Origin of the sequence: Atlanticothrix silvestris CENA357 (assembly GCF_016056295.1) — a bacterium.
Taxonomy (GTDB): Bacteria; Cyanobacteriota; Cyanobacteriia; order Cyanobacteriales; family Nostocaceae; genus Atlanticothrix; species Atlanticothrix silvestris.
This window is the reverse complement of sequence record NZ_JAECZB010000097.1, coordinates 118,693-143,999: the sequence shown is the minus strand read 5'-3', so window position 1 is coordinate 143,999 and position 25,307 is coordinate 118,693. Positions and strand designations below refer to the sequence as shown.

Annotated in this window: 15 protein-coding genes; 7 read left to right on the top strand and 8 right to left on the bottom strand. The window is 41.6% G+C overall.

Going from position 1 to position 25,307, the window contains the following annotated elements; all coding sequences use genetic code 11:
* Nucleotides 1–54: 54 nt before the first annotated feature.
* The 3 genes from arfB to I8751_RS26135 all read right to left on the bottom strand — a co-directional run bounded on the left by arfB (nt 55) and on the right by I8751_RS26135 (nt 2,927).
* Nucleotides 55–471 (bottom strand): alternative ribosome rescue aminoacyl-tRNA hydrolase ArfB, encoded by a 417-nt coding sequence (gene arfB, locus I8751_RS26145; protein ID WP_214442005.1) that lies wholly within the window; start codon nt 469–471, stop codon nt 55–57.
* A 128-nt stretch (nt 472–599) separates the two neighbouring features.
* Nucleotides 600–2,057 carry an MlaD family protein gene (locus tag I8751_RS26140; protein WP_214442004.1) on the bottom strand — a complete coding sequence of 486 codons (1,458 nt, stop codon included), beginning with the start codon at nt 2,055–2,057 and terminating at the stop codon, nt 600–602.
* A gap of 87 nt (nt 2,058–2,144) precedes the next feature.
* Nucleotides 2,145–2,927, bottom strand: a complete 783-nt coding sequence (locus I8751_RS26135; RefSeq protein ID WP_214442003.1) for an ABC transporter ATP-binding protein — start codon at nt 2,925–2,927, stop codon at nt 2,145–2,147.
* Nucleotides 2,928–3,079: 152 nt separating this feature from the next.
* Between I8751_RS26135 and I8751_RS26130 the strand changes: the two genes are divergently transcribed.
* Nucleotides 3,080–4,579: a phytoene desaturase family protein gene (locus tag I8751_RS26130; RefSeq protein ID WP_214442002.1), complete on the top strand. Its 1,500-nt coding sequence runs from the start codon at nt 3,080–3,082 to the stop codon at nt 4,577–4,579.
* A gap of 318 nt (nt 4,580–4,897) precedes the next feature.
* Complete coding sequence (locus I8751_RS26125) at nt 4,898–5,734, top strand: GUN4 domain-containing protein (protein WP_225894421.1); 837 nt, start codon at nt 4,898–4,900, stop codon at nt 5,732–5,734.
* 203 nt (nt 5,735–5,937) lie between these two features.
* On the opposite strand, the gene I8751_RS26120 is transcribed toward I8751_RS26125, so the two are convergent.
* The 3 genes from I8751_RS26120 to I8751_RS26110 form a co-directional block, all read right to left on the bottom strand.
* Complete coding sequence (locus I8751_RS26120) at nt 5,938–6,573, bottom strand: restriction endonuclease subunit R (protein WP_214442000.1); 636 nt, start codon at nt 6,571–6,573, stop codon at nt 5,938–5,940.
* 11 nt (nt 6,574–6,584) lie between these two features.
* A complete protein-coding gene (locus I8751_RS26115) occupies nt 6,585–7,139 on the bottom strand; it encodes a Uma2 family endonuclease (RefSeq protein ID WP_214441999.1) in 555 nt (184 codons plus the stop codon).
* A gap of 132 nt (nt 7,140–7,271) precedes the next feature.
* Complete coding sequence (locus I8751_RS26110) at nt 7,272–8,870, bottom strand: B12-binding domain-containing radical SAM protein (protein WP_214441998.1); 1,599 nt, start codon at nt 8,868–8,870, stop codon at nt 7,272–7,274.
* 379 nt (nt 8,871–9,249) lie between these two features.
* Between I8751_RS26110 and I8751_RS26105 the strand changes: the two genes are divergently transcribed.
* Nucleotides 9,250–10,080 (top strand): DNA adenine methylase, encoded by an 831-nt coding sequence (locus tag I8751_RS26105; RefSeq protein WP_214441997.1) that lies wholly within the window; start codon nt 9,250–9,252, stop codon nt 10,078–10,080.
* 297 nt (nt 10,081–10,377) lie between these two features.
* Here I8751_RS26105 and I8751_RS26100 read toward each other — a convergent pair whose 3' ends face one another.
* Both I8751_RS26100 and I8751_RS26095 read right to left on the bottom strand, forming a co-directional pair.
* Nucleotides 10,378–13,641, bottom strand: a complete 3,264-nt coding sequence (locus I8751_RS26100) for a N,N-dimethylformamidase beta subunit family domain-containing protein (RefSeq protein WP_214441996.1) — start codon at nt 13,639–13,641, stop codon at nt 10,378–10,380.
* A gap of 327 nt (nt 13,642–13,968) precedes the next feature.
* A complete protein-coding gene (locus I8751_RS26095; protein WP_214441995.1) occupies nt 13,969–18,570 on the bottom strand; it encodes a DUF4082 domain-containing protein in 4,602 nt (1,533 codons plus the stop codon).
* A 1,201-nt stretch (nt 18,571–19,771) separates the two neighbouring features.
* Between I8751_RS26095 and I8751_RS26090 the strand changes: the two genes are divergently transcribed.
* The 4 genes from I8751_RS26090 to I8751_RS26075 all read left to right on the top strand — a co-directional run bounded on the left by I8751_RS26090 (nt 19,772) and on the right by I8751_RS26075 (nt 25,306).
* Nucleotides 19,772–21,598 carry an ABC transporter ATP-binding protein gene (locus I8751_RS26090; protein ID WP_214441994.1) on the top strand — a complete coding sequence of 609 codons (1,827 nt, stop codon included), beginning with the start codon at nt 19,772–19,774 and terminating at the stop codon, nt 21,596–21,598.
* 175 nt (nt 21,599–21,773) lie between these two features.
* Nucleotides 21,774–23,345, top strand: a complete 1,572-nt coding sequence (locus I8751_RS26085; protein WP_214441993.1) for a metallophosphoesterase family protein — start codon at nt 21,774–21,776, stop codon at nt 23,343–23,345.
* 42 nt (nt 23,346–23,387) lie between these two features.
* On the top strand, nt 23,388–24,119 hold the full coding sequence (locus I8751_RS26080) for a class I SAM-dependent methyltransferase (RefSeq protein WP_214441992.1): 732 nt from the start codon (nt 23,388–23,390) through the stop codon (nt 24,117–24,119).
* Nucleotides 24,120–24,544: 425 nt separating this feature from the next.
* Nucleotides 24,545–25,306 carry a peptidylprolyl isomerase gene (locus I8751_RS26075; RefSeq protein ID WP_214442019.1) on the top strand — a complete coding sequence of 254 codons (762 nt, stop codon included), beginning with the start codon at nt 24,545–24,547 and terminating at the stop codon, nt 25,304–25,306.
* Nucleotide 25,307: the final 1 nt, after the last annotated feature.

Sequence of the window (25,307 nt, the reverse complement as noted above, 5' to 3'; positions counted from 1 at the left end):
ATTTTGCCATCAGGTGATGCAGAGTGCAATTATTTTCAAATGTTAATTGCCATTTCAATAATCTCTAACCTGTCCTCTATTAGACTTAATCTGTCCGTGCTTACTTTTGTGATCAAGTCGTCTTTTTTGAGAGTTACGAGTTGGTTTGGTGGGTTTACGCTTTTGGGGTAGTATGACTGCACTTTTGATGAGGTCTTTAAGTCTTTTTAATGCCTCTTCTCGGTTTTTTTCTTGGCTGCGGTGTTCTTGAGCCTTAATAACAACAACCCCCTCTTGGGTGATGCGTCGGTCGTTCAGCTGCAAAAGCTGCTCTTTGTAGAAAGCGGGTAATGATGAAGCTGCAATATTAAAGCGTAAATGGATTGCTGTAGAAACCTTGTTAACATTTTGTCCGCCTGCTCCTTGAGAGCGAATCGCGGTAGTTTCGATTTCGTTGTCAGGGAGAATGATTTTGTGAGAAATTTGCAGCATGAGTTACATGTAGCTTAGAAGGTGCGATCGCCTGGCATTTTTTAGAGCAACCAGAAGCGATCGCAGGCATAAAACCAATATCCTAATTGTAGCTTGATAATACAAAAGTTAACCTCATTTCAATGCTTTTACTTCGCTTTGTTCTCTTTTTCTCGTTGCTCTCCGTAATCTCGCAACTGCTTTAATAATTTTTCTTGGGATGAGTTTTCTAAAGATGAATTAGTAGCCAACGGACTAGAATTAGGACTTAACTGAGGGTTATTTTCAATAATGTTAATAGCAGCGGGTGAAGGATTAATGGTAACTGTTCGTTGCTTGGGAGTTGAAGAACTTGGAATTACAACATCTTGTTTGTTAACACTTACTCTCATGGAGTCTAAGGTCGCAGCAACTTTTACTTGTTGTTGCATTTGATCTGTAGAAGATACTAAGCCGCTGAGGCCATTTACCAGCTGTCGCAGATTTTGGCGGAAAGCAGGATCACCTGTCAATTCATCTAAATCAGATGTTAGTTTTTGAGTATTTTCAAATGTAACCCTTGCTGAATCTAAGGTCTGTTGTAATAACACTAAATTCTTAGGATCATTTAACGTTTGAGAGGCATCGCGTAAATTAGCTGAAGCTTGAGCTGCATTTGCTGAGAGAGTTTCAAAATTTTGGAGTAATTCTCCTTGGGTTAACCGATTAACAGCAGGTGATAGGCTACTGACTGTCACTCGCAACTGATTACTAGTTTCAGTAATATTGTTCAAAGCGCCAACTAACATAGAACGATTGGTAGTTACTAGGTTATCTAGATTACCGAGCAAACTATTAGCTTTATTTGCAGTAGTACTAAATTCACTGGCTGTTGTACCTAATTGATTAACAGTTTTCGTTGTGGATGCAGTTAGTTCATTTGTTGCTCGTTGGACTGAGTTGGCAGTAGCTGAAAATGTGCTTAATTGTCCTTGAAAACTCTTACTTAAACCCCGCAGATCTTGAGTAAGTTGTGTAACACTAGAAGTCGCTTGCGTTGAGCTTTCTAGAAGTTGATTTAACCTTTGATAAAACTTAGGATTACTATATGTAGCCGCCAAATCAGTTGAACTGCGAATAAGTTCATCAACACTGATACCAATTTGACCTTGTAACCGAGAACCATTACAAATAATTAAGCTGCGATCGCAATTGCTATCTAGCGGCTTTGCATTAACAGCACCAGGAGGTAGCGATGTTTTTGGTGTGATGTCGATAATGCTTTCACTAATTAATCCACTTTGATTAGCTTCAACTACAACATTCCGGGGAATCACAAGATCAGGAGAAGCAATTTCAATGACTACATCCACGGCATTAGGCCCTGGTTGAACTCTAGAAATACTGCCTACTTTCACACCCCGATATCGAACTGTTGAGCCTCTTTGCATCCCACCAGCGTTGGCAAATTCAACAATAGCTTTGTATGAACTACTAGCAGCGGTAAATCTATTCAACCACAAGACTATCATCACAAATGCTCCTAGCCCTACAAGGACTAGCAACCCTACTGAACCTTCTCTCAATGTTCGTCTAGACGTGAAACGGTTTGTAATAAGATCTCGCATATTTTTTTCTCCACCCAACAACCAATGAGAAGTGAGCAGTTATGAGTTGAATTTAACTCTTCACTTTTAACTCATTACTCTGAATTTTTAGCCAACCACTTGAATAGGGCCTCGCACACTACCACTCATAAATTGTTTGATTAATGGTTGGTCTGTGCTGTCTATTTCACTAACTTTACCTTGCCATTGCACTTTACCTTGATAGAGAAACACCAGTCTATCAGCTGTACGACGAATCGTACTTTCTTGGTGGGTAACAATGACATAAGTACCACAAACCCCGTGTGCAAGTTGCAAATCACGGATTAAATCTTCTATCACGGTAGAGGCGATGGGGTCAAGTCCCGCTGTTGGTTCATCGTATAGTAGAACTTCCGGGCCGTCTGTGAGACTATCAGGATTAGACATAATCGCACGGGCAAAACTGACTCTTTTTCGCATCCCTCCAGAAAGTTCAGATGGGTAGAGATTGCTGATTCCAGATAAACCGACCATTTCTAATTTTGCTTTGACTAGTTCTTGAATCCGCGATCGCGGTAACTTGGAATGTTGATACAGTAAAAATCCTACATTCTCATCTACTGTCAACGAATCAAATAACGCCGCTTGTTGAAACACCATGCCAATGTCAATTGGATCAGCACTATCCTCAATCAACCCTTGTCTTCGTACCCCTTGTACAAAAATTTCTCCTTCATCAGGATTCAATAACCCAGCTATCAACCGTAAAACTGTCGATTTACCAGTCCCGGAAGGGCCAATAATCCCTAGTGCTTCTCCCCGGTAAATTGTCAAATCTACATTATCTAAAACTTTATTGCTACCAAAAGACTTAGAAATGCCTCTCAGTTCAATTAGTGGTTCATTCATAACTAGTCCGTGGTCAGTGGTCAGTGGTCAGTGGCTAGTGGTCAGTGGCTAGTGGCTAATGGTCGGTGGTCAGCGGCTAGTGGTCAGTGGAAAATAAACAACTGACAACTGACAACTAACAACTAACAACTAACAACTAACAAAAAACAAACATGCAAGATAGTGATGTCATAGTTATTGGTAGCGGTATTGGTGGGTTATGTACTGCTGGTTTGCTGGCTCGTTATGGCAAACGAGTAATTATATGTGAAAGTCATACAATTGCTGGTGGTGCAGCCCATAGCTTTAAACGGCGAGGATTTGAATTTGATTCTGGCCCCTCCTTTTATTGTGGACTGAAGGATGCCCAGAGTTTGAACCCTCTTAAACAAGTTCTAGATGCTTTAGGTGAATCTCTTCAAGTTATACCCTATGATCCTTTGGGACATTACCACTTTCCAGAAGCTACTTTTGCAGTTTATAGCAATGCTGAGATGTACCGTCATGAGGTACATAAACTTACGCCCCAAGGTGCTGAAGAATTTCAACGATTTGAAGAACGTTTATTAGGTCTGTATGGAGCGATGAAAGGTATTCCCACCTTAGCTTTGAGATCTGATTGGCAAGTAATTTTAGTATTATTGCAACGTTACTTACCGTCTTTGGCGAAAATGTTACCTTATTTGCCTCTGGTGCAAGCTTCTGTTGGTAACGTCATGGATGCCACAATTCAAGATCCTTGGGTGCGGCGGCTGATTGATTTAGAATGTTTTTTGCTTTCTGGGTTAAAAGCCCACGGCACAATTGCCCCAGAAGTTGCTTTTATGCTGGGTGAACGTTCCCGTGCTGGGGTTGAGTATCCTGTGGGGGGTAGTGCAGCAATTGTGAATGCCTTGGTGCGGGGGTTAAAACGTTGGGGTGGTCAGTTGCGTTTAGGATGTCACGTTGAAAAAATTTTGGTGGAATCTGGTAAAGCTGTAGGTGTAAGGCTAAAAAATGGTGAAGTTTTGCAAGCGCCAATTGTGATTTCCAATGCGACGATTTGGGATACCTACAATCACTTGCTAAATCCTGAAGATTTGCCCGCTTCTTTCCGGCAAATTTCTTTAAATACACCAGCAGTTGACAGCTTTATGCATTTGCATTTAGGTATTAAGGCAACTGGGTTAGATAATTTGACGGGACATCATGTGGCGGTTCACGATTCTAGCCAAGATATCACAACACCTGGTAATACTTGCATGATCTCGATTCCTAGCGTGTGGGATAAAACTTTAGCACCAGAGGGACATCATGTAGTTCATGCCTACACCTTAGAACCCTTTGCTGGTTGGGAACGAAATAATGAGTATGAACAGAAGAAACAAGAGAAAGCGCAATCTTTATATCGTGCTTTAGAAAAGGTGATTCCAGATATTCGTGGGCGTGTGGTATTGGAACTTATTGGAACACCCCTAACTCATGCCCATTATTTACGAAGATATCAGGGAACTTATGGCCCTGCGATCGCAGCAGGTAAAGCAATGTTTCCCAGTACACAAACGCCGATAAAAGGTTTGTATCGCGTGGGTGATAGCACAATGCCGGGAATTGGTGTACCTGCGGTAGCTGCTTCTGGTATTTTGTGTGCCAATAGTTTGGTAAATATACAACAAATGGCAGAGTTATTATAATTCGTAATTAAATGAATACTTGCCATTGCGTAGGCGAAGCCAATCGTTCGCGTAGGCCTCGCAGAGAAGATATCGCAGGTAAGTAATCTCAGATATCTTGTGATTAACGCGGCGATCACAATGATATTTTATCAGTGATTCACCAAGCATGATATAAATTGCGATAGAGATTTTTTGTGTGGTTAAGGAGTGAATTTTGGCAAAGAAAGAAGATCATTCAATATTTTTAAAGAAAGAATTTAGTGATTTATTTGAAACTTTGGAACTCAACGATAGACAAAAGCACTATCTCAAGTCTCGATGGTTAGAGCAGATTTTATGGATGGAAAGGCGAGCCAATCGGGCGCGCGATCGCTATTATCAAAACTGCAAGCTTTGCCTAAGAATGCTGAACCTGTGGTGTCAAGACATTGGCACTCTCTACATGAAGCTTTCACAGATGTAGCTAGAGGTATTCGTGTTGCTGCTGAAAAACTTAAGCGGGAAATAGAAGAACGGCAACAACATTTGCAACGACAACAAGAAGAAACGGAAAAACTACGACAACAACAAGAAGCAGAAAAATTACAACGAAAAAAAGAAGCGGAGAGACGGCGACGTATGGAATCTACTCGCCTTCATGGAAGCAGTGGAAGCAGTGAATTACCCTTAGCTTCTGATAAAGGGGTAGACTATACGCGGTTGCGCGATTTACTCAAAACAGGACAGTGGAAAAAAGCAGATCAAGAAACTCTGGCAGTTATGCTAAAAGTTGCTAACAGAAAAAAGGAAGGTTGGTTGAATATGGGTTCAATCGAAGAATTTTCTTGTACCGACTTACGGACGATTGATCAGCTGTGGGTAAAGTACAGCAACGGTCGATATGGCTTTAGTGTGCAGAAAAAAATCTGGCTAGAAGTAGGAGAAAACTGGAATGCTTTCTACACTTGTGTTGGATGGCAAATAACGTCCAAATGGATGCTTGGGGGGTGGATAAACGAGAAAAGTATAAGCTATGATAATGCAGCCCCTTTAGGACATCTTCCTGGTAGTCCGTTTGCGGTAAGTCAGGGTAGTCCCTTTAGAGTAAGATGGGACGAGAGCATGAACGACTTGATTAATGTGGAGTGCGGGATATCTGCTCTTTGTAGAAGGATTAGATATTGTAACATATAAGGCTTACACAAATCTGGTAACTATTGGCAAAATACCATCATTTGCAGATGGTCAAATTGCTGCAATTTCTCAGGTTAATTGTCTAATTATTGTTACTAACAATGTATCAGACTATGCTGATTTTAATAAACTTCAAATCAATAAGTAGTTTCTATAAATAAGTAAATATTCGTACGAAACTCAACTGAGTATTGAAAGGGTATTTACAACTGACAAATTGCTTTGAGAACTTGGAGCGATTCAATGGCACGGGGAGATTCCATGAAATGCAATAATGGCATTAATTGATAAATTAACAACTCTTTTTGTTGAATATACACAAACTGATAATATTGTCCGTTCGTTACTAATCCCCAAACAGAATTTTGTTGCCGCAGGCTTTTATACGCGTATGTTAATAATTGAGGTAAACCTTCTGATAGGGCAATACTACTGTTTTTAGATTCAATCAATAATATCCAAAAATAAGCATTAGCTGTTGTATGTTTAGCTTTGGTTACAGCTAAAATATCCATCCTACCTTTAATGATTAAATCTTCATCTTCAACTTCAATATCAGCTATGTTTTCTTCTAAACGAATTTCTAGAGGATAACGATAAAATCCAGCTAACCTGAGCAAGGGAGCAAGCACAAGAAACTTTATTTGTCCTTCGGAAACTTTGCCTGCTGTGAGATATCTGTCAAAGTCATTCTGAATTTGTAGAAGTTCTTGTTGTTCATCTTCCGAGAGAGGTTCTAAAGATAACAGGTTAGAAAATGAATTATTGTACTGTTTTTGAAAACCGAAAAGACGCTGAACGTCTTCTAAGGATAAGTTACGGGTATTGAGGATTGTCATTGATTTTTGTTTTATCCTTCTAACAATCGCTGTATGGAAACTGTAATTTCTGGAAATGCCAAAGGGCTGATTTTTCCTTGTGTTAATGTTACTTCAGAGCAATAATCGTCATTGACGGGTTCTCGAAAGATTTTGACTTGTCGATGTTTCAAGTCTACAACCCAATATTCTTTAATGGCTGCGATTGCATAGGTTTTGCGCTTGGCATCTAAATCTTTGCTTAAGCTACTGTTGGCGTACTCAATTAGCCAAAAGATATTTTCTGGATAAGGGTGATGGGTGCGATAGATGACTCGATGTGGTTCAACAATAGCTAAATCAGGTTCTGGTTCAGAACCGCTTTCGGGTAAAGTAATAGGCTTAGCATCTCGCACTAATGCTTGCTGACCCAGTAGTTCGCGTAGATAATCAGCCGTATCAGTGCTGAGTTGGGCATGTTCTGGCCCCTCTGGTGCCATGTTGATAACTTCTCCATTCAACAGTTCGACGTGACGATCAACTAGAAGACCGACTTCAATCATCCGGTGATAGTCTTCTAGACTCCATTTGGCTGTGGTTACTGTCATGGTCAGTCTTTCTCAACCCAGCAATTTTTTCAATTTTGACATACTTTTATTTGTGCTAGGCGGGTCAGTTGTTAGTTGTCAGTTGTTAGTTGTTTATTTTCCACTAACCACTGACCACTGACAAAACTCTATTTAACTAACTACAGCTTTTGTTTTTTCCTCTGTTTGTGCCTTCACTGGTATGTATGGTTTTTCTGCACCTTGTGCCAAATATTCAGCTAGCTGACTTTCAATTTGATCACGCACAATTTGGCGATATTCTAGGAAATGCTCGTTGTGGGCGCAGGCAGAAAGGTAATGTTCGGCAACTCCTGGGTTACGCTTAATGATGCTGAACAAGTGATGCCAAAACTTCCAGCGGGTTTCGCGTTTGATTCCTTGTCGCCAAATCACAGTTAGCAGTGCTTTGACAATTATCCACTCTGGCATTTTGAATGGTGCTTGCCAACTTGGCGCACCCATCATCAAGAAACAACGATAGGTGCGATCCAAATATTTCACTGGATCATATAAGGTACAAAATGCCTCAATATATTCTCTGCCAATATCTTCCAGAGGACGAGTAGGGATGAAGTTCATCAACGTTGTTTGGTTGATATTGCCATCTTGATTTTCCCGCAGTCTTCCTTCTTTTTTCAAACGATGCCATAATGCTGTGTTGGGTAGCGCTTGTAACATGGCAAAAGTAGTGGAGGGAATTGCCGCTTGTTCTGCAAAACGCACAATGCGATCGCCTGCGCCTGTTTTTTCACCATCAAACCCGATAATAAATCCCGCCATCGGGCGCAACCCTGCTTTAATAATAGTTTGCACCGCTTCAGACAGGGAACTACGGGTATTTTGAAACTTCTTCGTCATTTGCAAACTATCTTCGTCCGGCGTTTCAATTCCCAAAAACACCGCCGCAAAGCCAGATTCAACCATCAACTCCATCATTTCTGGATCTTGCGCCAAATCAATTGAAGCTTCGGTATCAAAACGGAAGGGATATTGATGTTCTGCCATCCAAACTTTCAACTCTTTCAGCAACAATTTAACATTGCGTTTGTTGCCAATAAAGTTGTCGTCTACCATGAATACACCGCGCCGCCAACCCAACTCGTAGAGGTAATCTAATTCTGCCAACAGTTGTGCTGGGGTTTTGGTACGGGGTTTGCGACCATAGAGAACAATAATATCGCAAAATTCGCATTGGAAGGGACACCCACGCGAAAACTGCACCGACATCATATCGTAGGCATTCAATTCTAATAAATCAAAGCGGGGTACTGGTGTGCTGGTGACATCCGGTTTTTCTGCGGTGCGGAAAGTACCAGATGTTTCACCACGTTGAATAGCCTCAACAAACATGGGTAATGTGATTTCCCCTTCATCAAGAATAAGGAAATCTGCGCCGACATTTTCAACTTCGTGGGGTACAGAAGTGGGGTAAGGGCCACCCACTGCAACTAGCTTACCGCGTTGCTTGGCTTCTTGAATTTGCTCCAGTAAATCTTGCTTCTGGACAATCATTGCGGAGAAAATTACTATATCTGCCCATGCCCATTCTGCTTCAGTTGCCGGACGAATGTTGCGATCGACCAGTTTAAATTCCCATTCTTGAGGTAAAATTGCCGCTACTGTCACTAAACCTAAAGGAGGTAACAAAACCTTACGGTCAACTAACTCTAGAATTTTTTCATAAGACCAAAAGGTTTTGGGAAATATTGGATATACCAGTAAGATTCGCATATAGTATCAATCCTCACACTTTGATTGTGATCTCACTCTAACGAAAATTAAGACTTATTGACTTTTTATTAAATTTGCTTTAGTCTACCGCGATTAAAGTACGGCGCACTATGCACACTGACCTGATAGTTCAGTTTGGTGTTCCAATTGAGAATGAAAATATTAAACAGCGCGATGAGAATTGGTATAAGAATATTGTCGATTGAGTTTTGGCTTTAAACCTTATACACTTTGCTCGTGTTTCATCTGTGCATTGATGGAGGCTTAAAGCATTTCGGGCAGATCAAAAGCTTTTCGCTGTCACTGTGCGGCGCGTTCATCAATTCAAGTATGTTTTTTTGAAAATTTAAACTTATAAACTTTATTGGTTACAATAATTATGATAAAAAGTCCACTACGCTATCCCGGTGGGAAGTCAAAAGGTATTAACCAGATAACTGAATACTTACCAGATAGCTTTTCTGAGTTTCGAGAACCTTTTGTGGGCGGCGGTTCTGTATTTATTTACTTAAAGCAAAAATTTCCTCACCTTAAAATCTGGATTAATGATTTAAACCATGAGCTATTTATGTTTTGGAAATCTACTCAATCTCATCTACCTCAGCTAGTGGAAGAAATATGTCGTGTTAAAGATAAATACTCCGATGGGAAGTTACTATTTAAAGAATTAAATAGTGTAGATACCAACAATTTATCTGATTTTGATCGAGCAGTACGTTTTTTTATTCTAAATAGAATTACTTTTTCAGGTACTGTAGAATCTGGTGGATTTTCTGAGCAAGCTTTTCATAAACGTTTTACTTACTCGTCCATAGACCGCCTGAAGAAATTAGAAACAATTTTAACAGCAGATGTAAAGATTACTAATTTAGATTACAGGGAACTATTACAGACAGATGCAAAAGATGTATTTATATTTTTAGATCCTCCTTATTTTGCGGCCACTAAATCCAAGCTATATGGAAAATCTGGTGGTTTACACACGTCTTTTGAGCATCAGAGGTTTGCTGAATTGATAATACAGTGCGGTCATCGTTGGCTAATAACTTATGATGATTCACCTCAAATTAGAGAAAATTTTCAATGCTGTAATCTCTTTGAGTGGGAATTGCAGTATGGAATGAACAATTATAAACAAATTAAGGCTAACAAAGGTAAAGAATTATTTATCACCAATTATAAAATTAGCCATAATTCTAAATATAAATAAAAACAATAATAAAAATTTTAAAGCCGATTACACAGTAGATAGCTAGCTTATTGGGCTTGAATTGTATGAAAGCGATCACCACCAATCAAATAACTGCGATTAAACGTTGACCATCTGCATAAATTGATTGATTTAAAATTGTAATCACCCATTTTACAACCCTCACGCATTTATTTCGCATAAAGCGCACTTCCAAAATTTCTTACAAGTTAGAAATTTTGGAAGTGCCTATTTTGTATGCCTTTCCGTTTTTATGAGTTTCATTCACTCCTGCTGGAGTTAACTAAACTCGGTGTTCTAGTTCGCACTAAAAACGACATCCACCCAGTAGTTGCTTGACTGGTAAGTGGAGTTGGGGAAGACAGGGTTCGAGTTATAGTTATAAACGCCGTTGCCCCCACTTGCTGCATTACCAAGAGCGCGCAGCGGTAGATTATCTACACCAGCATTAGTAAAGTAACCCTCATCTACAGAGTAGTGTCCAACATTAGTGTGGTAAGACGCTATATATGTAGTGTTTGCGGTAATCGCTACTGGAGTAGTAAAGTTAACCTGCTGCCAACCTGAAGCAGTTTCGTTGCTAAAAGTTGCCCTTGCCAACTGTGTACCACCATTGCTCCACAAGGTGGCAACATGAGTACCTGTATTGATTGTACTTTTGTAAAACCTAATGCCAGTAATTGAACCATTGACATCTGAACGGAACTTAACGCCAACTTCGATAGCAGTATTATCAGGATCTGCGGCTAAGGCAGGAGTCGCTGCATTATTCCAGATGCTGCATGATGAACAGGAAGAAGATGATGCTGCTGTAGTAAATGACCAACTATAGTTTGCCGCTAAGGCATTGCCTGCTTGATCTTTTACTCCACTGGTTCCACTTTTGACGGTAGCAGTGTAAGTCGTCACAACTGCAAGTGAGCTACTAGGTGTCAGTGTAACTGTGCGATTAGCAGCATTGTAAGCAACAGTAGCTGATACCAAATCATTGTTCGCTCCTCGCAACTCAAATGTACTGCCATTAATTGTTGCTGAATCCATTGCTTCGCTGAAAGTAGCTGTGACACTTGTCCCATTACTTACTCCTGTAGCTCCAGTGCTGGGAGTTGTCGAACTCACAGTTGGTGGCGTTGTGTCAGAGGTTGGGGTAGTTGTGAATACTACGTCAACCCAGTAGTTGCTTGACTGGTAAGTTGAGGTGGGAAAGGCTGGGGTTGAGCTATAGGTGTAGACACCATTACCCCCACTTACTCCATTACGTAGAGCGTGTAACGGTAGAGTATCTACACCAGAATTAGTAAAGAAACCATTATCATAAGCATAACGCCCAACAGTAGTGTGGTAGGAAGCTACATAAACTGTATTTGCGGTAATTGCCACTGGGTTACTAAAGTTGACTTGTTGCCAACCTGAAGCAGTTTCATTGGTGAAGGTTGCTCTCGCTAACTGCGTACCAGTGTTGCTCCACAAGGTGCCGACGTGAGTACCTGTATTGGCAGTACCTTTATAAAAACGGATGCCAGAGATGTAGCCGTTGACATCCGAACGGAATTTAACACCAACCTCGATAGCACTGGTACTAGGATCTGCGGCTATGGTAGGAGTTGCTGTAGCATCCCATATACTGCAAGAAGCTGGAGCTGGAGGACATGTGCGTGTCCCCACGTTAACGGTAATGCTTGCTCCAGGATTTTCGATATTGCCGCTATCATCGATCGCACGGCTCTTGATGGTTACTATTCCAGCAGTTTCAGGTGTCCAAGTGTAGCTCCAGTTGCCACGACCCACAGCTGGATGCCATGTTGTGCCGCCGTCTACAGATACTTCAACACCACCAACGACACCACCGCCTATATCAGTTGCAGTACCACTAATTGTCATCTGGCTGCCGGTTTGTACAGTTGCACCAGCAGTTGACGAAGTAATTGTTGAGCTAGGAGTGGTTGTATCAGTTGAGGCTGTGGCTAAAAGCAAGCCAGACTGCAAAGTAGCTGGCTGCACACCCATGTCAGCGAATAAGTTAACCGTTGCCTGCCGCATCCGTGCATCTGGTGTTGAATCACCTCGATCTGGATTGTCGTGATTGACATCTAAACCCCAAGACCACTGTATTGTTCCAGAACCGAACACTAGCGCCCCACTGCTATGCTTATACAATGTCAAGTGGTGAGTTGCTGTGCCTTGGGCATAACTAGACCCGTAGTCCTGTAAAACTTCGACGTTATTGGCCGTGGTCGTTGACATGCGAATCAAACCAGGGGGGCGGAACCCGTTGTCAAGGTCTTCATCCCATTCGTAACCTAAGGTTCCATTGGCCAGTGTGGCAGTCTGCCCCGCCGATTGGGTAGCAATGTTGGTATTGCGCCAAAAGCGCATCTTGCCATCGGTCGCAGGTACTTGAATAGCTCTAGTACCCCCGTTGACCTCGAATATTGTTCCAGACAAAGCGTTCTCAGGACGACCACCGTCAGCAGGTGGGCTAAAGCGTGGGTCGCGCCAAGTACCTGTCCAGGTAGGTGTTTGCGGATCGATAATTGCATTAGCCTTCGTCTCCTTGTAAGTAACAAGAGTACGATAGGGTGTCACCGAAGGATCAATACTGTTTTCCCATCGGGTTTTCCAGAAGATTTCGTTACCGCTAAAGAAAGCTAAATCAGTACCAGCATTTCTAGCTGCTTCGACGTTGGCGCGTTGGTTATTTGACCAATACTCATCATGACCAACTGACAGAAAAACCTTATGGTTGCGAATTAAATTACCACGGCGATCGCTATCTACACCAGTAAAATAGCTGACATCATAGCCATTAGACTCTAGCCAGCGAACCATTGGGTATTCACCGTTGAAGAGCCAATCTTGACCACTGTCAACTATGCGGGTGTTAAAAGGACGGTTATAGCTGACCTTGTATGCCCTACCAGCAGGCGACCCTTTATATAGACTATTGCCACCATAGTCGTTATATGCTTGCCAAGTAGTATCAGAGGTCTGAAAGAGCATATCAGAAGTACTAGCATCGTCCCGAACAATAAAGACGATATGGCTGGCTCCTCCAGTGTCTGAGCGCACAACTTTTGCGAAATAAATCCCAGAGGTTGCATTTGATGGGATAGTCCACGAAGCAGATACTGCCCAGTTACCACAATCAATCAATCCAGTTGCTGCATTATTGAGGCAGTTCGGTTGGTTTTGCGGCTGTGTTAACGAACGTTGAACAGTTGCTACTTTACGGGCACCTCTACCACCGTAGTAACCCATGCGGTAAATATCTAGACGGTAGTTAGTAGCATTAGTTTTGATTTTGAAGGAAACATTGTTTCCTCGATTGACGCTGATATCTGTAGCGAAACCCTGAATACTTGGATCACCGATGCCAGTAATATCCCATTCAGTAGAGGGATTTCCAACTCGGCAGTTTTCAGCAACTATAGAGTTGGCTGGAGAAGAGCAGGGATCAGCAGCAAGTACCCTCTGCATCTGCGGCTGAAAACCTAGATTCAGTCCTAACACTAGAAGTGTTGTTAACATCATCAGGATCATCATGCGAGTGAGCCTGTTCATTTAACCTCCTGCAAATAATAGTGATAAATAATGGCAGTGATATAGATGCCTATAACCTTGATTGACTATTAAAAATTAGGGTTATGTAAGTGCGGTTTATATCTGCTGTCAAATTAGGATTTGTTGTTAAAACCCCAATTAATCTTTAAAAGAAACTTTTTTCAAACCTCTCATTTCTTCTAAGCTTTTCTGAATTGAATCTCCACTCAAATAGTTGTGGGAGAAAAGTTTGGCTGTTTTCTAACTTTCTAGTTCTCTTTTAAGAAGAACTAGAAAGTTGGAAAAAAGAAACCAATAATTGAGGTTTTAAACTACTGAATCAAAGTTTTAGTTGGTACTAAACACAACATCAACCCAGTAGTTACTTGAGCTGAAAGTGGAATTGGGGAAGGCAGGATTCGCGCTGTAGTTATAAACACCATTACCCCCACTCGACCCATTGCTGAGAGCGTGCAGTGGTGGATTATCCACACCAGTACTAGCGAAATACCCTTGGTCTACGGAGTAGCGCCCAACATTTGTGTAGTAGGAAGCCACATAAGTAGTGTTGGCGGTAATTGCGACTGGTGTACTAAAGTTGACCTGCTGCCAACCGGAGGCAGTTTCACCAGTAAAAGTGGCTGTAGCCAACTGTGTACCAGTACTGCTCCATAGGGTGCCGACGTGAGTCCCAGTATTAGTTGTACTCTTGTAGAATCGGATGCCAGTGATGAAACCGCTGACATCTGAACGAAATTTAACGCCCAACTCAACAGCACTGGTATCAGGATCTGCTAACACGGTGGGAGTTGTTGCAGGACTCCAGATACTGGAAGATGATCCTGTTGCTACTGTGGTAAATGACCAAGTTAAGTTTGCTGTTAAAGCATTACCTGCTAAGTCTTTTACTCCGGTGCTACCACCTTTGACAGTGGCGGTATAAGTCGTCGAATTTGCTAATAGGCTACTTGGTGTTAGCGTTGCTGTACGGTTAGTGGTGTTATAGCTGATAGTGGCTGATACCAAGGCATTGCTGGAGTTGCGTAACTCGAATGTGTTGGTATTAATGGTTGCCGAGTCCATTGCTTCACTAAAAGTGGCTGTGACGCTAGTTCCGGTGCTTACTCCTGTCACGCCGCTGTTGGGAGATTTTGTCGTTACTGTTGGTGGTGTTGTATCAGGGCCTGTACTGCTTGCAAAGACCACATCTACCCAGTAATTACTCGCCTGATAAGTGTTATTAGGGAAAGCGGTAGCACCATACTTGTAAACACCATTACCTCCACTTACTCCATCGCGTAAAGCGCGCAGTGGCGGATTATCGACTCCAGAACTAGCAAAGAAACCATTATCAGAAGCGTAGTTTCCATTAGGTGCATGGTAGGAAGCAACATAAGTAGTATTGGCGGTAATTGCTACTGGCGTACTAAAGTTGACCTGTTGCCAACCCAAGGCAGTTTCGTTACTAAAAGTTGCCGTTGCGAGCTGCGTACCAGTGCTATTCCATAAATTACCGATATGGGTTCCTGTGTTACCACTTCCTTTATAGAATCGGATGCCAGTAATCAAGCCATCGATATCAGACTGGAACTTAACGCCTAATTCGACCGCATTAGGATCAGGAGTTGATGGGTTAGTTGGAGTTGCCGAACTATTCCAAATGCTCTTAGGAGGCGCTGTACTTGTAGTAGTAAATGACCAGGTAAAGTTTGCAGCCAAGGCATTGCCCGCTAAATCTTTCACCCTTGGATCAGTTGCTCCACCTTTAACTGTGGCGTTGTAAGTCGTTGAACTTGCCAACGGGCTACTCGGTGTTAGGGTCGCTGTGAGGCTAGCCTCATCGTATGTAACAGTGGCAGAAATCAGTGTACTTCCTGCATTTCGTAACTCAAATGTACTACTATTAATCGTTGCTGGGTCTATTGGCTCACTGAATGTTGCTGTAAGACTGGTTACTGTATTAACATTTGTGGCTCCACTGGCAGGAGTATTGGCAGTAACCGTTGGGGGTGTTGTATCTGGGGTGTATATAGCAATGTAAGAACCAGAATCACCTGAGAAGAAGGCGTACTCAATGCCTTTAATTACTTGTTTTGTGAAAGTAACATTACTACTATTACGAGTAATGCTGCTCAGGACTAGGTTGCCAGAACGATTTGGTAGCATCGCCTGTAAATTATTTGCACCTGTACCCTTGCTAAGAGTGAAGTTGAGGGTGTTGTTGTTCCATGCTAGAGAACCGAAAGATGAGTTGTTGCGACCATCAAGCCATGTCAAAAGTTGTTTAGCAGAAATAATCGGTATATTACGGGCTTTGGCAGAAGTAACCACAGCGTTGGATACTCTTGAGCCTTCTAAGAGAGGATCATTCGACGAAGGATTATCATCATGAAAGTCAGTATGAGCATTGACATTGAAAACACCATAGTACCCCTCTGATCCAACTGCTCGATCTAGCAGAGCATCGACTGTTGAAGGGTATGTTTGTCCTGACTCGTCGGTCATTTGTGTAACCGAATGATAGACATCAATCATTGTCCCGTCTTGGTTAGCCAAACGCATCGGCATACCAGAACCGGAGAAGAATCCTGGGCGGTTAAGAATCCAATCGGGCGGCCAGTAGTAGTAAGTTGTGTCAAGCCGTATACCTTTACTAAGCTCCACTTGTGGAGTGGTGAACCAGTCACTCCACACTAAACAATGGTGTCGTTCGGTAACAGGTGCAGGAATACTTGAGTAATTACTAGCAAAAATGCTTAATTGTTGTGTGTAGAAAGTATCTAGTGTCGTGGATGTGAAATTCCCACAGTTGGTATTGACATGCAATGACACTTCAAAGCCATCAGCATTAAACGCGGCTGCCTCAGCGTTAGTTAAGGATGTTGTATTGGGATATATATACGATGTACCCCGAATACATTCCCAATCATTGACTGAGCAACCAGGTTCACTCAGTGCTTTAAATTGGTTAAACCGACCTTCAGTTCCGCCGTTAGCATGATCGTCGCCAGTCATAAGTACAATAGCTTTGACGATCGCATCTTTGACTTTTGGAAAATACCAGAAGTGCGGTAACGGCTTCTTATCCAGGTTCATTTTGATAATTAAGTTGACCAGCAGCCGTTGTTGCTCATCAGCCTGAGGAATAGCCACCTTATTGAGGTTGATCCAATCCGGTTGAAAATCTCCGCTTTTATTGCCAAAAAATAAGTCGTTAGATCGGATGGGTGAGTAATTATCACGCTCTTGTGTAGCCCAAGCAGGATTACCTTGACGAGTGTAAATGATTGAACGCGCTAAGTCGTAGGTAAATGCGGCAGCTTGACCACCATTATTACCAACGCTACGTAATGTGACGGCTGGATTGGTTGTTGCCGTTGTGGGGTTGGTGTACAGTGTAGCGATATTAGCAGCACCGTTAAGTGTATAGCGGTCAGCTGTTCCGTGGTATTGGATGGTCTGGTCGACAATCCCATTGCCAGCTTCTGTCGAGGTATCTACAAGTAAATAGGCATTGGGAAGCGTTGATGCTGCACTGGTTAATCCCAGTAAATTAGCCAGCTGCGGATCAGGACGCATCGCAATTAAATTGCCGCCACCTGTAACCCAATTGGTGAACATTGTCACCTGAGCAGAAGTGAGGGTCATCTCGCCAAGAATCACAACATCATAGTTGGCAAGTGTTGTTGCTGTAACTGATGAGATATCGCTTTCGTTGAAGGTGTTAAGTCCTTCATTTCGCAGAATCTCTGGGTAATATTTGCTAAAGGGGTTAGCAGCTTTGGTGATGACTAAGATTGGCCCGCCTGGTGGTGGTGGTACAGCAGCAATCAGCGTTTTTTTACTAGGACTGACAGTAGTTTTTTTAACTGAGCTACTAGGTTTTAGACTCTTATTTTCTTTTAATTTAAGGGGTAATAGATCAATAGTTGAGTCTAATAAGCTAGGGGTTAATTGGATGGTTTGCTTAACTAGATTACTTTCTGAGTCCCGCAAGTTAAGCTCACCATTTTCGGATGCACTAGCAAAGTTCAGACCGTCTGGGCTAACAGCAATAGCTTTGATAGGAGAATTTACTGCACTCTTGAGGGTTGAAATCAGGGCACCACTATTTAGATTCCATTTGTAGATATTGTTGTCATTACCCCCAGCGATCAAGAGCGTACCACCGCGGTTGAAAGCAACTGTACTAAGGGCTTTAGTGGCTTGACTGAGAACTCTTTCCTGTTTCCCTGTGGTTACATCCCAAAGTCTAGCTGTGGTATCTTTGCTCACACTGGCTAACTGATTTACATTCTTGGGGTTGGGATTAAAAGCGATCGCTGTTACTCCGTCGGAATGACCAAGCAGGACTCGCAGCAATTTCTTTTCTTTGAGATCCCATATATAGATCCGACCTTGTTCATCTGCGCTAGCTAAGAGAGTGCTATCGCTGTTGAAGGCGACGCTATTGACGAAGCGCTCGTGTCCCTCAAAGAAAGCGATCAGTTTGTTGGTTGTTAAGTCCCATACAGCCACCTTGGGGTCTTCCCCGGAACTAGCTAGCAACTTGCCATCTGGACTGGTAGCAATTGCCCTTGGTGGGTTTTCAGATGCTTGGAGGATAGCCTCTTGTTTGCCGCTAGTCATGTTCCAGCGCCGTACTTTGGTGTCTCTGCTGACGCTAGCCATTTTGCCGTCTGCGGTGTAAGCAAGTCCAGCGATCGCAGCATCTGTCTCAGTCTTGAGAGTTCGGATCAACTTTCCACTCTTGACATCCATCAAGGCGATTTCGCCTTTTTCAGTACCGCTGGCTAGGGTATCTCCTTTAGGGCTAAAAGCAGCCGCAGTGACTCTAATAGAAGTTCTTGAACTCACCTGAGCTGGTGTATAGCCTTCTATTTGACCCAAGAAGAGTATGAGTAATATCGTGCAGCAAAATAAAGTTAGGTATCTAAAACTTCGATTCATTGCTTCATAATCCTTGCTTCATAATTATTAACAAAGTCGTGATTTTCCAAAATTTAGCCTTCAATATCTAGATAAACATCTTTAAAATCATTCATTCCGCAGGTTAATTCGGCAATTTTGAGATTTTTCATCAATTAGATAAAATCAGTTTTTTAGGCATCTTTAAAGATGATAAAAAACGCTAAATGTTGTCATGGTTGGGTTTAAGACATTTAGCATGATTTCGATTTTGATGATATAACTCGCGGAATGATTTAGTCTCTGGAGTTTTTCACCACTCAAAAACCTATTTGGGAAATCCTTATGTTTCGACTGTCCTCAAATAGACCTCTGTCAAAGGTAAAAATTTTGCGATACTCAAAAGTTTATCTACACATGGGGCTGATAACATCACAGATGTAATAAAACCCCAAATAATCAAGGTTTTAGTTGTTTGACCTGCTTGCAAATGACTATTTCTTGATAAGTCTATTGACAATCACAATCTCTGACTAATCAAATAGGGTTTACCCAGCACAGCAGGATATTTCTTAGAGGGAAAGGTGGCTCAGACACTTGCTGCCAAGCATTGTTATGAACAATAGAGAGGAAATTCATTATCAATTAAAATCTCACCTTTTAAGAGGTCAAAGGGGGTATAAGTCTGTGTTAATAGGAGCTAAGAGGGTTGATTAACCCTTGAGGCTGTGAGGGTAAATAGTGCGTAACTTGATAATAGGGAACTATGGCAAAGAGGTCATTTCGTCAAAAAATTTTGTCTTTGCTGTTGACAGTGTGAAAATATTTTATACCCTAATATTGAGTATATTTTCTTTCTAGTTAAATACACTTAAAGATTTGATAAATTTTTCAAGAACCTGTAAATGAGGACTCATTAGATAAATATCAATTAAGACGACTGGTTGGTATGCAGTTAGTTATATCGTCCCTATCATTGACATTACATGTTAAGTGTAAATATTTAATACTTTGTTCTTGAAAATATTACTTATCTACATCTAAATCATTAAAAAAGTTTAGAAGTTGTAAAATATCAATTCGTACACCAATATAAATCGCCTGAGTTCTATCTAAAGACATAATATTAAATCGTGGTTAGCAAAAGAAACACCACAAAATTCTCAACTTGGGATTCAGGTTTTATGGCAGCCCTTGATCGCTTGTCAGCAATTATGGGTATTTCCACGCTATAAAAATAATAATGAAGATTAAAAAGAAACGAAATGCCCTGCGCCAATCACTGGCAGTTTTCCGTTATAGCGGACGGGCTATAGGCTTGGTGTGGAATACTAGCCGCTTTTTGACAATTATTTTGGCTACTTTAACTTTAGCCGCTGGTCTTTTACCGGCAGCGATCGCCTACCTTGGTAAGTTAATCGTTGATGCGGTAGTCTTAGCTTCTCAATCAGATGGCAGTAGTTTTGTCAATATTTCTCGCCCATTATTATATGTAGGATTAGAAGCGATCGCAGTTGCTTTATTAGCAGGTAGTCAGCGGGGACTGTCTATTTGTCAGTCGCTATTGCGGGTACTACTAGGTCAAAAGGTAAATGTACTCATCTTAGAAAAGGCGCTGACACTTGATCTCAGACAATTTGAAGATTCAGAATTTTACGATAAATTGACCAACGCTCGTCGAGAAGCATCAGTTCGCCCCCTTTCTTTGGTAACTCGTACCTTTGGGTTGGTGCAAAGTGCCCTTTCTCTCGTTACCTACGGCGTTTTGCTGGTGAATTTTTCAATTTGGGCAGTAATCGTGTTGATTTTAGCAGCTATGCCTGCATTCATTGCAGAAACAAAGTTTGCCGGACAAGCCTTTCGCCTATTTAGTTGGCGTGCGCCCGAAACTCGCCAACAACACTATATAGAAAACCTCTTAGCCAGAGAAGACTTTGCTACAGAAGTCAAACTCTACCAGTTAGGGGAAATGTTATTAAGCCGTTACCACAATCTTTTTAATCAACTTTATGGCGAAGACCGCGACCTAACTTTGCGGCGGGGATTGTGGGGATATCTCTTGAGTTTAGTGAGTACCGCTGCATTTTACATGGCTTACGCTTGGATAGTTGTAGAAACTGTGGTGGGTAGAATTTCTTTAGGAGATATGACAATGTATCTCATAGTTTTTCGCCAAGGACAGTCTACTTTCTCCAACGCCCTTACTTCCATTGGGGGGATGTATGAAGACAATCTTTATCTTTCAAATCTCTACGATTTTTTAGAAGAAGAAGTCCCACAGCCTTGGGGTAAAGCAACTATTGGTGTCAATCCTCAAGATGGTATCCGCTTTGAAAATGTATCGTTTACTTATCCAGGAAGTTCTAGACCTGCGTTGAGAAACATTTCCTTACATTTGAAACCGGGAGAAAAACTGGCAATTGTGGGTGAAAATGGTTCCGGCAAGACTACCTTAATCAAACTACTTACCCGACTTTACACCCCAGACTCTGGACGGATTTTTTTAGATGGTTTGGACTTGCAAGAATGGGATGTGGATGTATTGCGCCGTCGTATTGGCGTAATTTTTCAGAACTTTGTCCGCTATCAATTTACCGTAGGTGAGAATATCGGCGTAGGCGATGTAGAACACCTAGAAGACCAAAGCCGTTGGCAAAATGCTGCTCAAAAAGGCATGGCTCAACCTTTCATTGAACAATTGCCCGAAGATTTCCGTACACAGCTTGGTCGTTGGTTCAAAGGAGGACAGGAACTTTCTGGGGGACAGTGGCAAAAAATTGCCTTAGCTCGTGCTTTTATGCGAAATCGGGCAGATATTCTGGTTTTGGATGAACCAACATCAGCAATGGATGCTCAAGCCGAGTTTGATATTTTTAATCATTTTCGCTCCCTAACTAAAGAACAGATGGTGTTTTTAATTTCTCACCGCTTCTCAACAGTACGTATGGCTGACAAAATCGCAGTTATAGAAAACGGAGAAGTTGTAGAACAAGGGACTCACGAGGAGTTGTTAAAAACTCAGGGACGTTATGCCAAGCTGTTTTTATTACAAGCGGCGGGTTATAAATAAAATCTATTTTTTTCTCTCTGATATCTCTGTGCCTCTGCGGTTTAAAAATAATTTATTTAACCACAGAGACACGGAGAACACAGAGTAAAGAGTTTAATAAGCAATTTCTTGTTACCCACTTTGAAAGGGCTAACTTTTGAACTTGATTCTTAACTAAAATTTGGGAGCATCTGCTATGAAATTGATTTCCGAACCATCAATCCCTGTAAAAATCCAAAAGATGAAGGAAAGGGTGCGGTGGAAACATCCGAGTCTTATGCAACGGGGAATTGATCAAACCAGTATGGTTATCGATGATGGGAAGGATGATAATCCTGATTTTTCTTTTATGGTTATCGGTGACAGCGGTACAAAATCTCATTACGGTCGTCATCCCCAACGACAAGTCGCTGAACTGATGCTTCCCCACAAAGATGACTGCCGTTTTGTATTGCACACTGGTGATGTAATTTATGTGGTGGGTTCCCATGAGTATTACCCAACAAATTTTATTGAACCTTACCGAGAGTTTCTGGTGGGTGGCGACAATCCCAAAAACATTTCTTATGACCGCATGGTATTTAATTTGCCGTTTCTGCCAGTGTTAGGAAATCATGATTATTATGATGTCCCTTTCATGTATCGTCTATTGACAGGAAGTACACTGCGGTTGCGTCGGATGCTGCGTTACAAAGATTTTGAGATTGGTTGGCATGGTTCTAATCAAGGTGATGCATATTCACGAGCATTTGTTGATTATCTGGTTGCAATAACTTCCCCAGAAGATTTACAACATCATTTAGATCAGCATTACACTGCTAAAACTGACACTGGGCGCTGTTTACGTTATCAACCGGGACAGTTCACCCGCTTACCCAATCGCTATTACACTTTTCGTTACGGTGGTATTGACTTTTTTGCTTTAGATTCTAATACCTTTAATACACCATCACCTTTACCTGAAACTCAAGAAGGGGAGATTTACCGTCAAGAATTGCAAAAGCGTCGCCACGAAATAGATCAAGAGGAATTACAGATTTTAGCATTGAGCGATCGCCTCAATCCCGATAACCCCGCTGAAGCTGAACAACTCGATGATCTCAGCGCTAAATTAGATCAAATCAACGAAATAAAAATCGACATTGAAAAACAATTAACATCTGACACCACAACTGCAATTGATTTTGAACAACTTGATTGGTTGCGAACTAGGCTAATCGAATCTTGGAACACAACAGAAGTCCGCGGAAGAATCATTTATTTTCATCATCCTCCCTACGTCACAGAAGCAACGAAGTGGAAACAAGCACAAACTTTAGCGGTTCGTCATCGCTTGCGTTGGGTTTTAGAACAAGTAGCAGAAACTTTGGGTTCCTTAATTAAAGAACGTCCAATAGTCGATTTAATTTTCAGTGGTCACGCCCACTGCTTAGAATATCTCCACACGGTTGATACAGGATATGCTGACTCTCACATCAATTGGATTATCTCTGGTGGTGGTGGTCATCGTCCCCGCCGTCAGCGTCTAGAGGGAACTGAATTGATGGAGACTTTTGCTGATATTCCTGGTAGTCCTACTCGCAAAGTTGCGGATTCGTTGTTGTATGTAGGACGCGAAGGCTACGCAGTTCAAAAGCGATTATCCTACTCCTGTGTGCGGATTGATGTTCAAGATGGCTCCCCACCCAAGTTTACTGTTAGACCGTTGGTAGCTGAGCGCATTGGTCAACAGTGGTGCGATCGTTCCTTAGAACCATTTGTAATTTAAATAGCCATCATGAACTCCTTCAGTCCTTTGTGGTAAAGACTCATGAATCACAAATTTTTCTCTTTAATTGTCATCCTTCTAGTAATATGTGGAAGCTGGTTATTTAACCCAACTAGCACAGCAATTACAGATAGCGTTTATGAACAGCGATCGCTCCACAGTCTTGATGGTATTGGTAAATATTACATGGGTCGAGAAATCGCCGAAGTTATGGGACACACAGGCGCTGGCTGGTTAGAACGATCCAGGCGAGAAACAGAAGAACAACCCAGTAAGGTGATAACTGCGATCAATTTACAACCGAATGATGTAGTAGCAGATATTGGTGCTGGTACAGGTTACTTCAGTTTTCGCATCGCGCCATTATTAACAGCGGGAAAAGTATTTGCTGTAGATATTCAACGAGAAATGCTAGAGATCATTAAGCTTTTCAAAAAAGAGAAAAATATCTCCAACGTTGAACCTATTTTAGCTACTCTTACTAACCCCAACTTGCCAGATGAAAGTGTAGATTTAGCGTTAATGGTCGATGCTTATCATGAATTTGAGTATCCTCAAGAAGTGATGCAAGGTATTGTCAAAGCCCTAAAACCAGGCGGTAAAGTAGTACTAGTTGAATACCGGGCTGAAAATCCCTTTATCATGATCAAACGTTTGCACAAAATGACTCAAAAACAAGTACGCAAAGAAATGCAAGCTGTTGGTTTAGTTTGGCGTGAAACCAAAAATTTGTTACCCCAGCAGCATTTAATGGTGTTTGAAAAACTAATTTAAGAGGATGTTTGAAAAGTTTTGGGCGAATATAATTCGCTACTACACAAACAAAGTCCCATTTCGCCAACGGTATCCGTCCCTCTGGACTCTCTCCCCAATGCCAGTTGTTGATCGAGCGCTGTACAAATTCTTTGGTGCGGTCAACTAGATTTTTCGCAGCGCTCAGTCACCGCTTCGCTACAACTGGCTTGCATAAGAAAACGAGATAAGAAATCGCACCTTTAAAATTGGCATTTGTTGTAGGATTAGTCTGATACTAGAAACCATAACGTTGTTTTTTACAAAAATATTTCACTATATCCGAAATATGTTAACTAGATTTTGTAGGTGTCCATGTTATGCACCTAAAAACATGAGTAATACTTGCAAACAGACAATTGGTGCAAGTCTACTCAAACATATAAGCTTGAAATATACCTTCAATGATAGAGTCTACCGTGTTCTTAACTGCTGATGACCAGCCTATTTCTCTAGGCCAAGCATTAAGATACCTAAAGTCTTCCGGCAGACTTGAGTCTGTCATTTGGGAAATTATTGGTCAATACGTCATAGAGCAAGAACTACAAACCATAGAGGAGTTTGATATTGGTGCTGATTTAATTGATCAAGTAGTGATGGATTTTCGATTAGAGCATCAGCTAACGGACTACAAAAGTTTTCAAGAATGGCTGACAAGTGAAGGTATAGATTACACTACCTTTCGCAAGCAAATCACCTTTAACCTGAAGTTGGAAACACTAAAAGCTCAGGTTACTGAACCTAACATCCAGGAATATTTTATTGAACGTAAGATATTTCTGGATCGAATAGTACTGTCGCGTTTAGTTACACAAGAGCAAGCACTGGCTGAAGAATTGAAAAGTCAGATTCTGGAAGACGGTGCGAGATTTGAACAACTAGTTCAAGAGTATTCCATAGAAGATGACCGGATTTTCAATGGGATGATGGGAGCAGTCAGTCGGGGTACAATGCCAGATGTACTCAGAGGAGCTGTTGATTTAGCCAATCCTGGCGAGTTAATTGGGCCGCTAGAGATTGATAGACTTTGGTATTTGGTTCGTGTAGAAAAATTTCTAGAAGCTTCATTAGAAGAACAACTCAAGCAAGAACTAAAAGATGAGCTTTTTGAACAATGGTTAGAAGAGAAAATTCAAAATATTAATGTCAAGCTTCAGGTGGAGTTCTAAG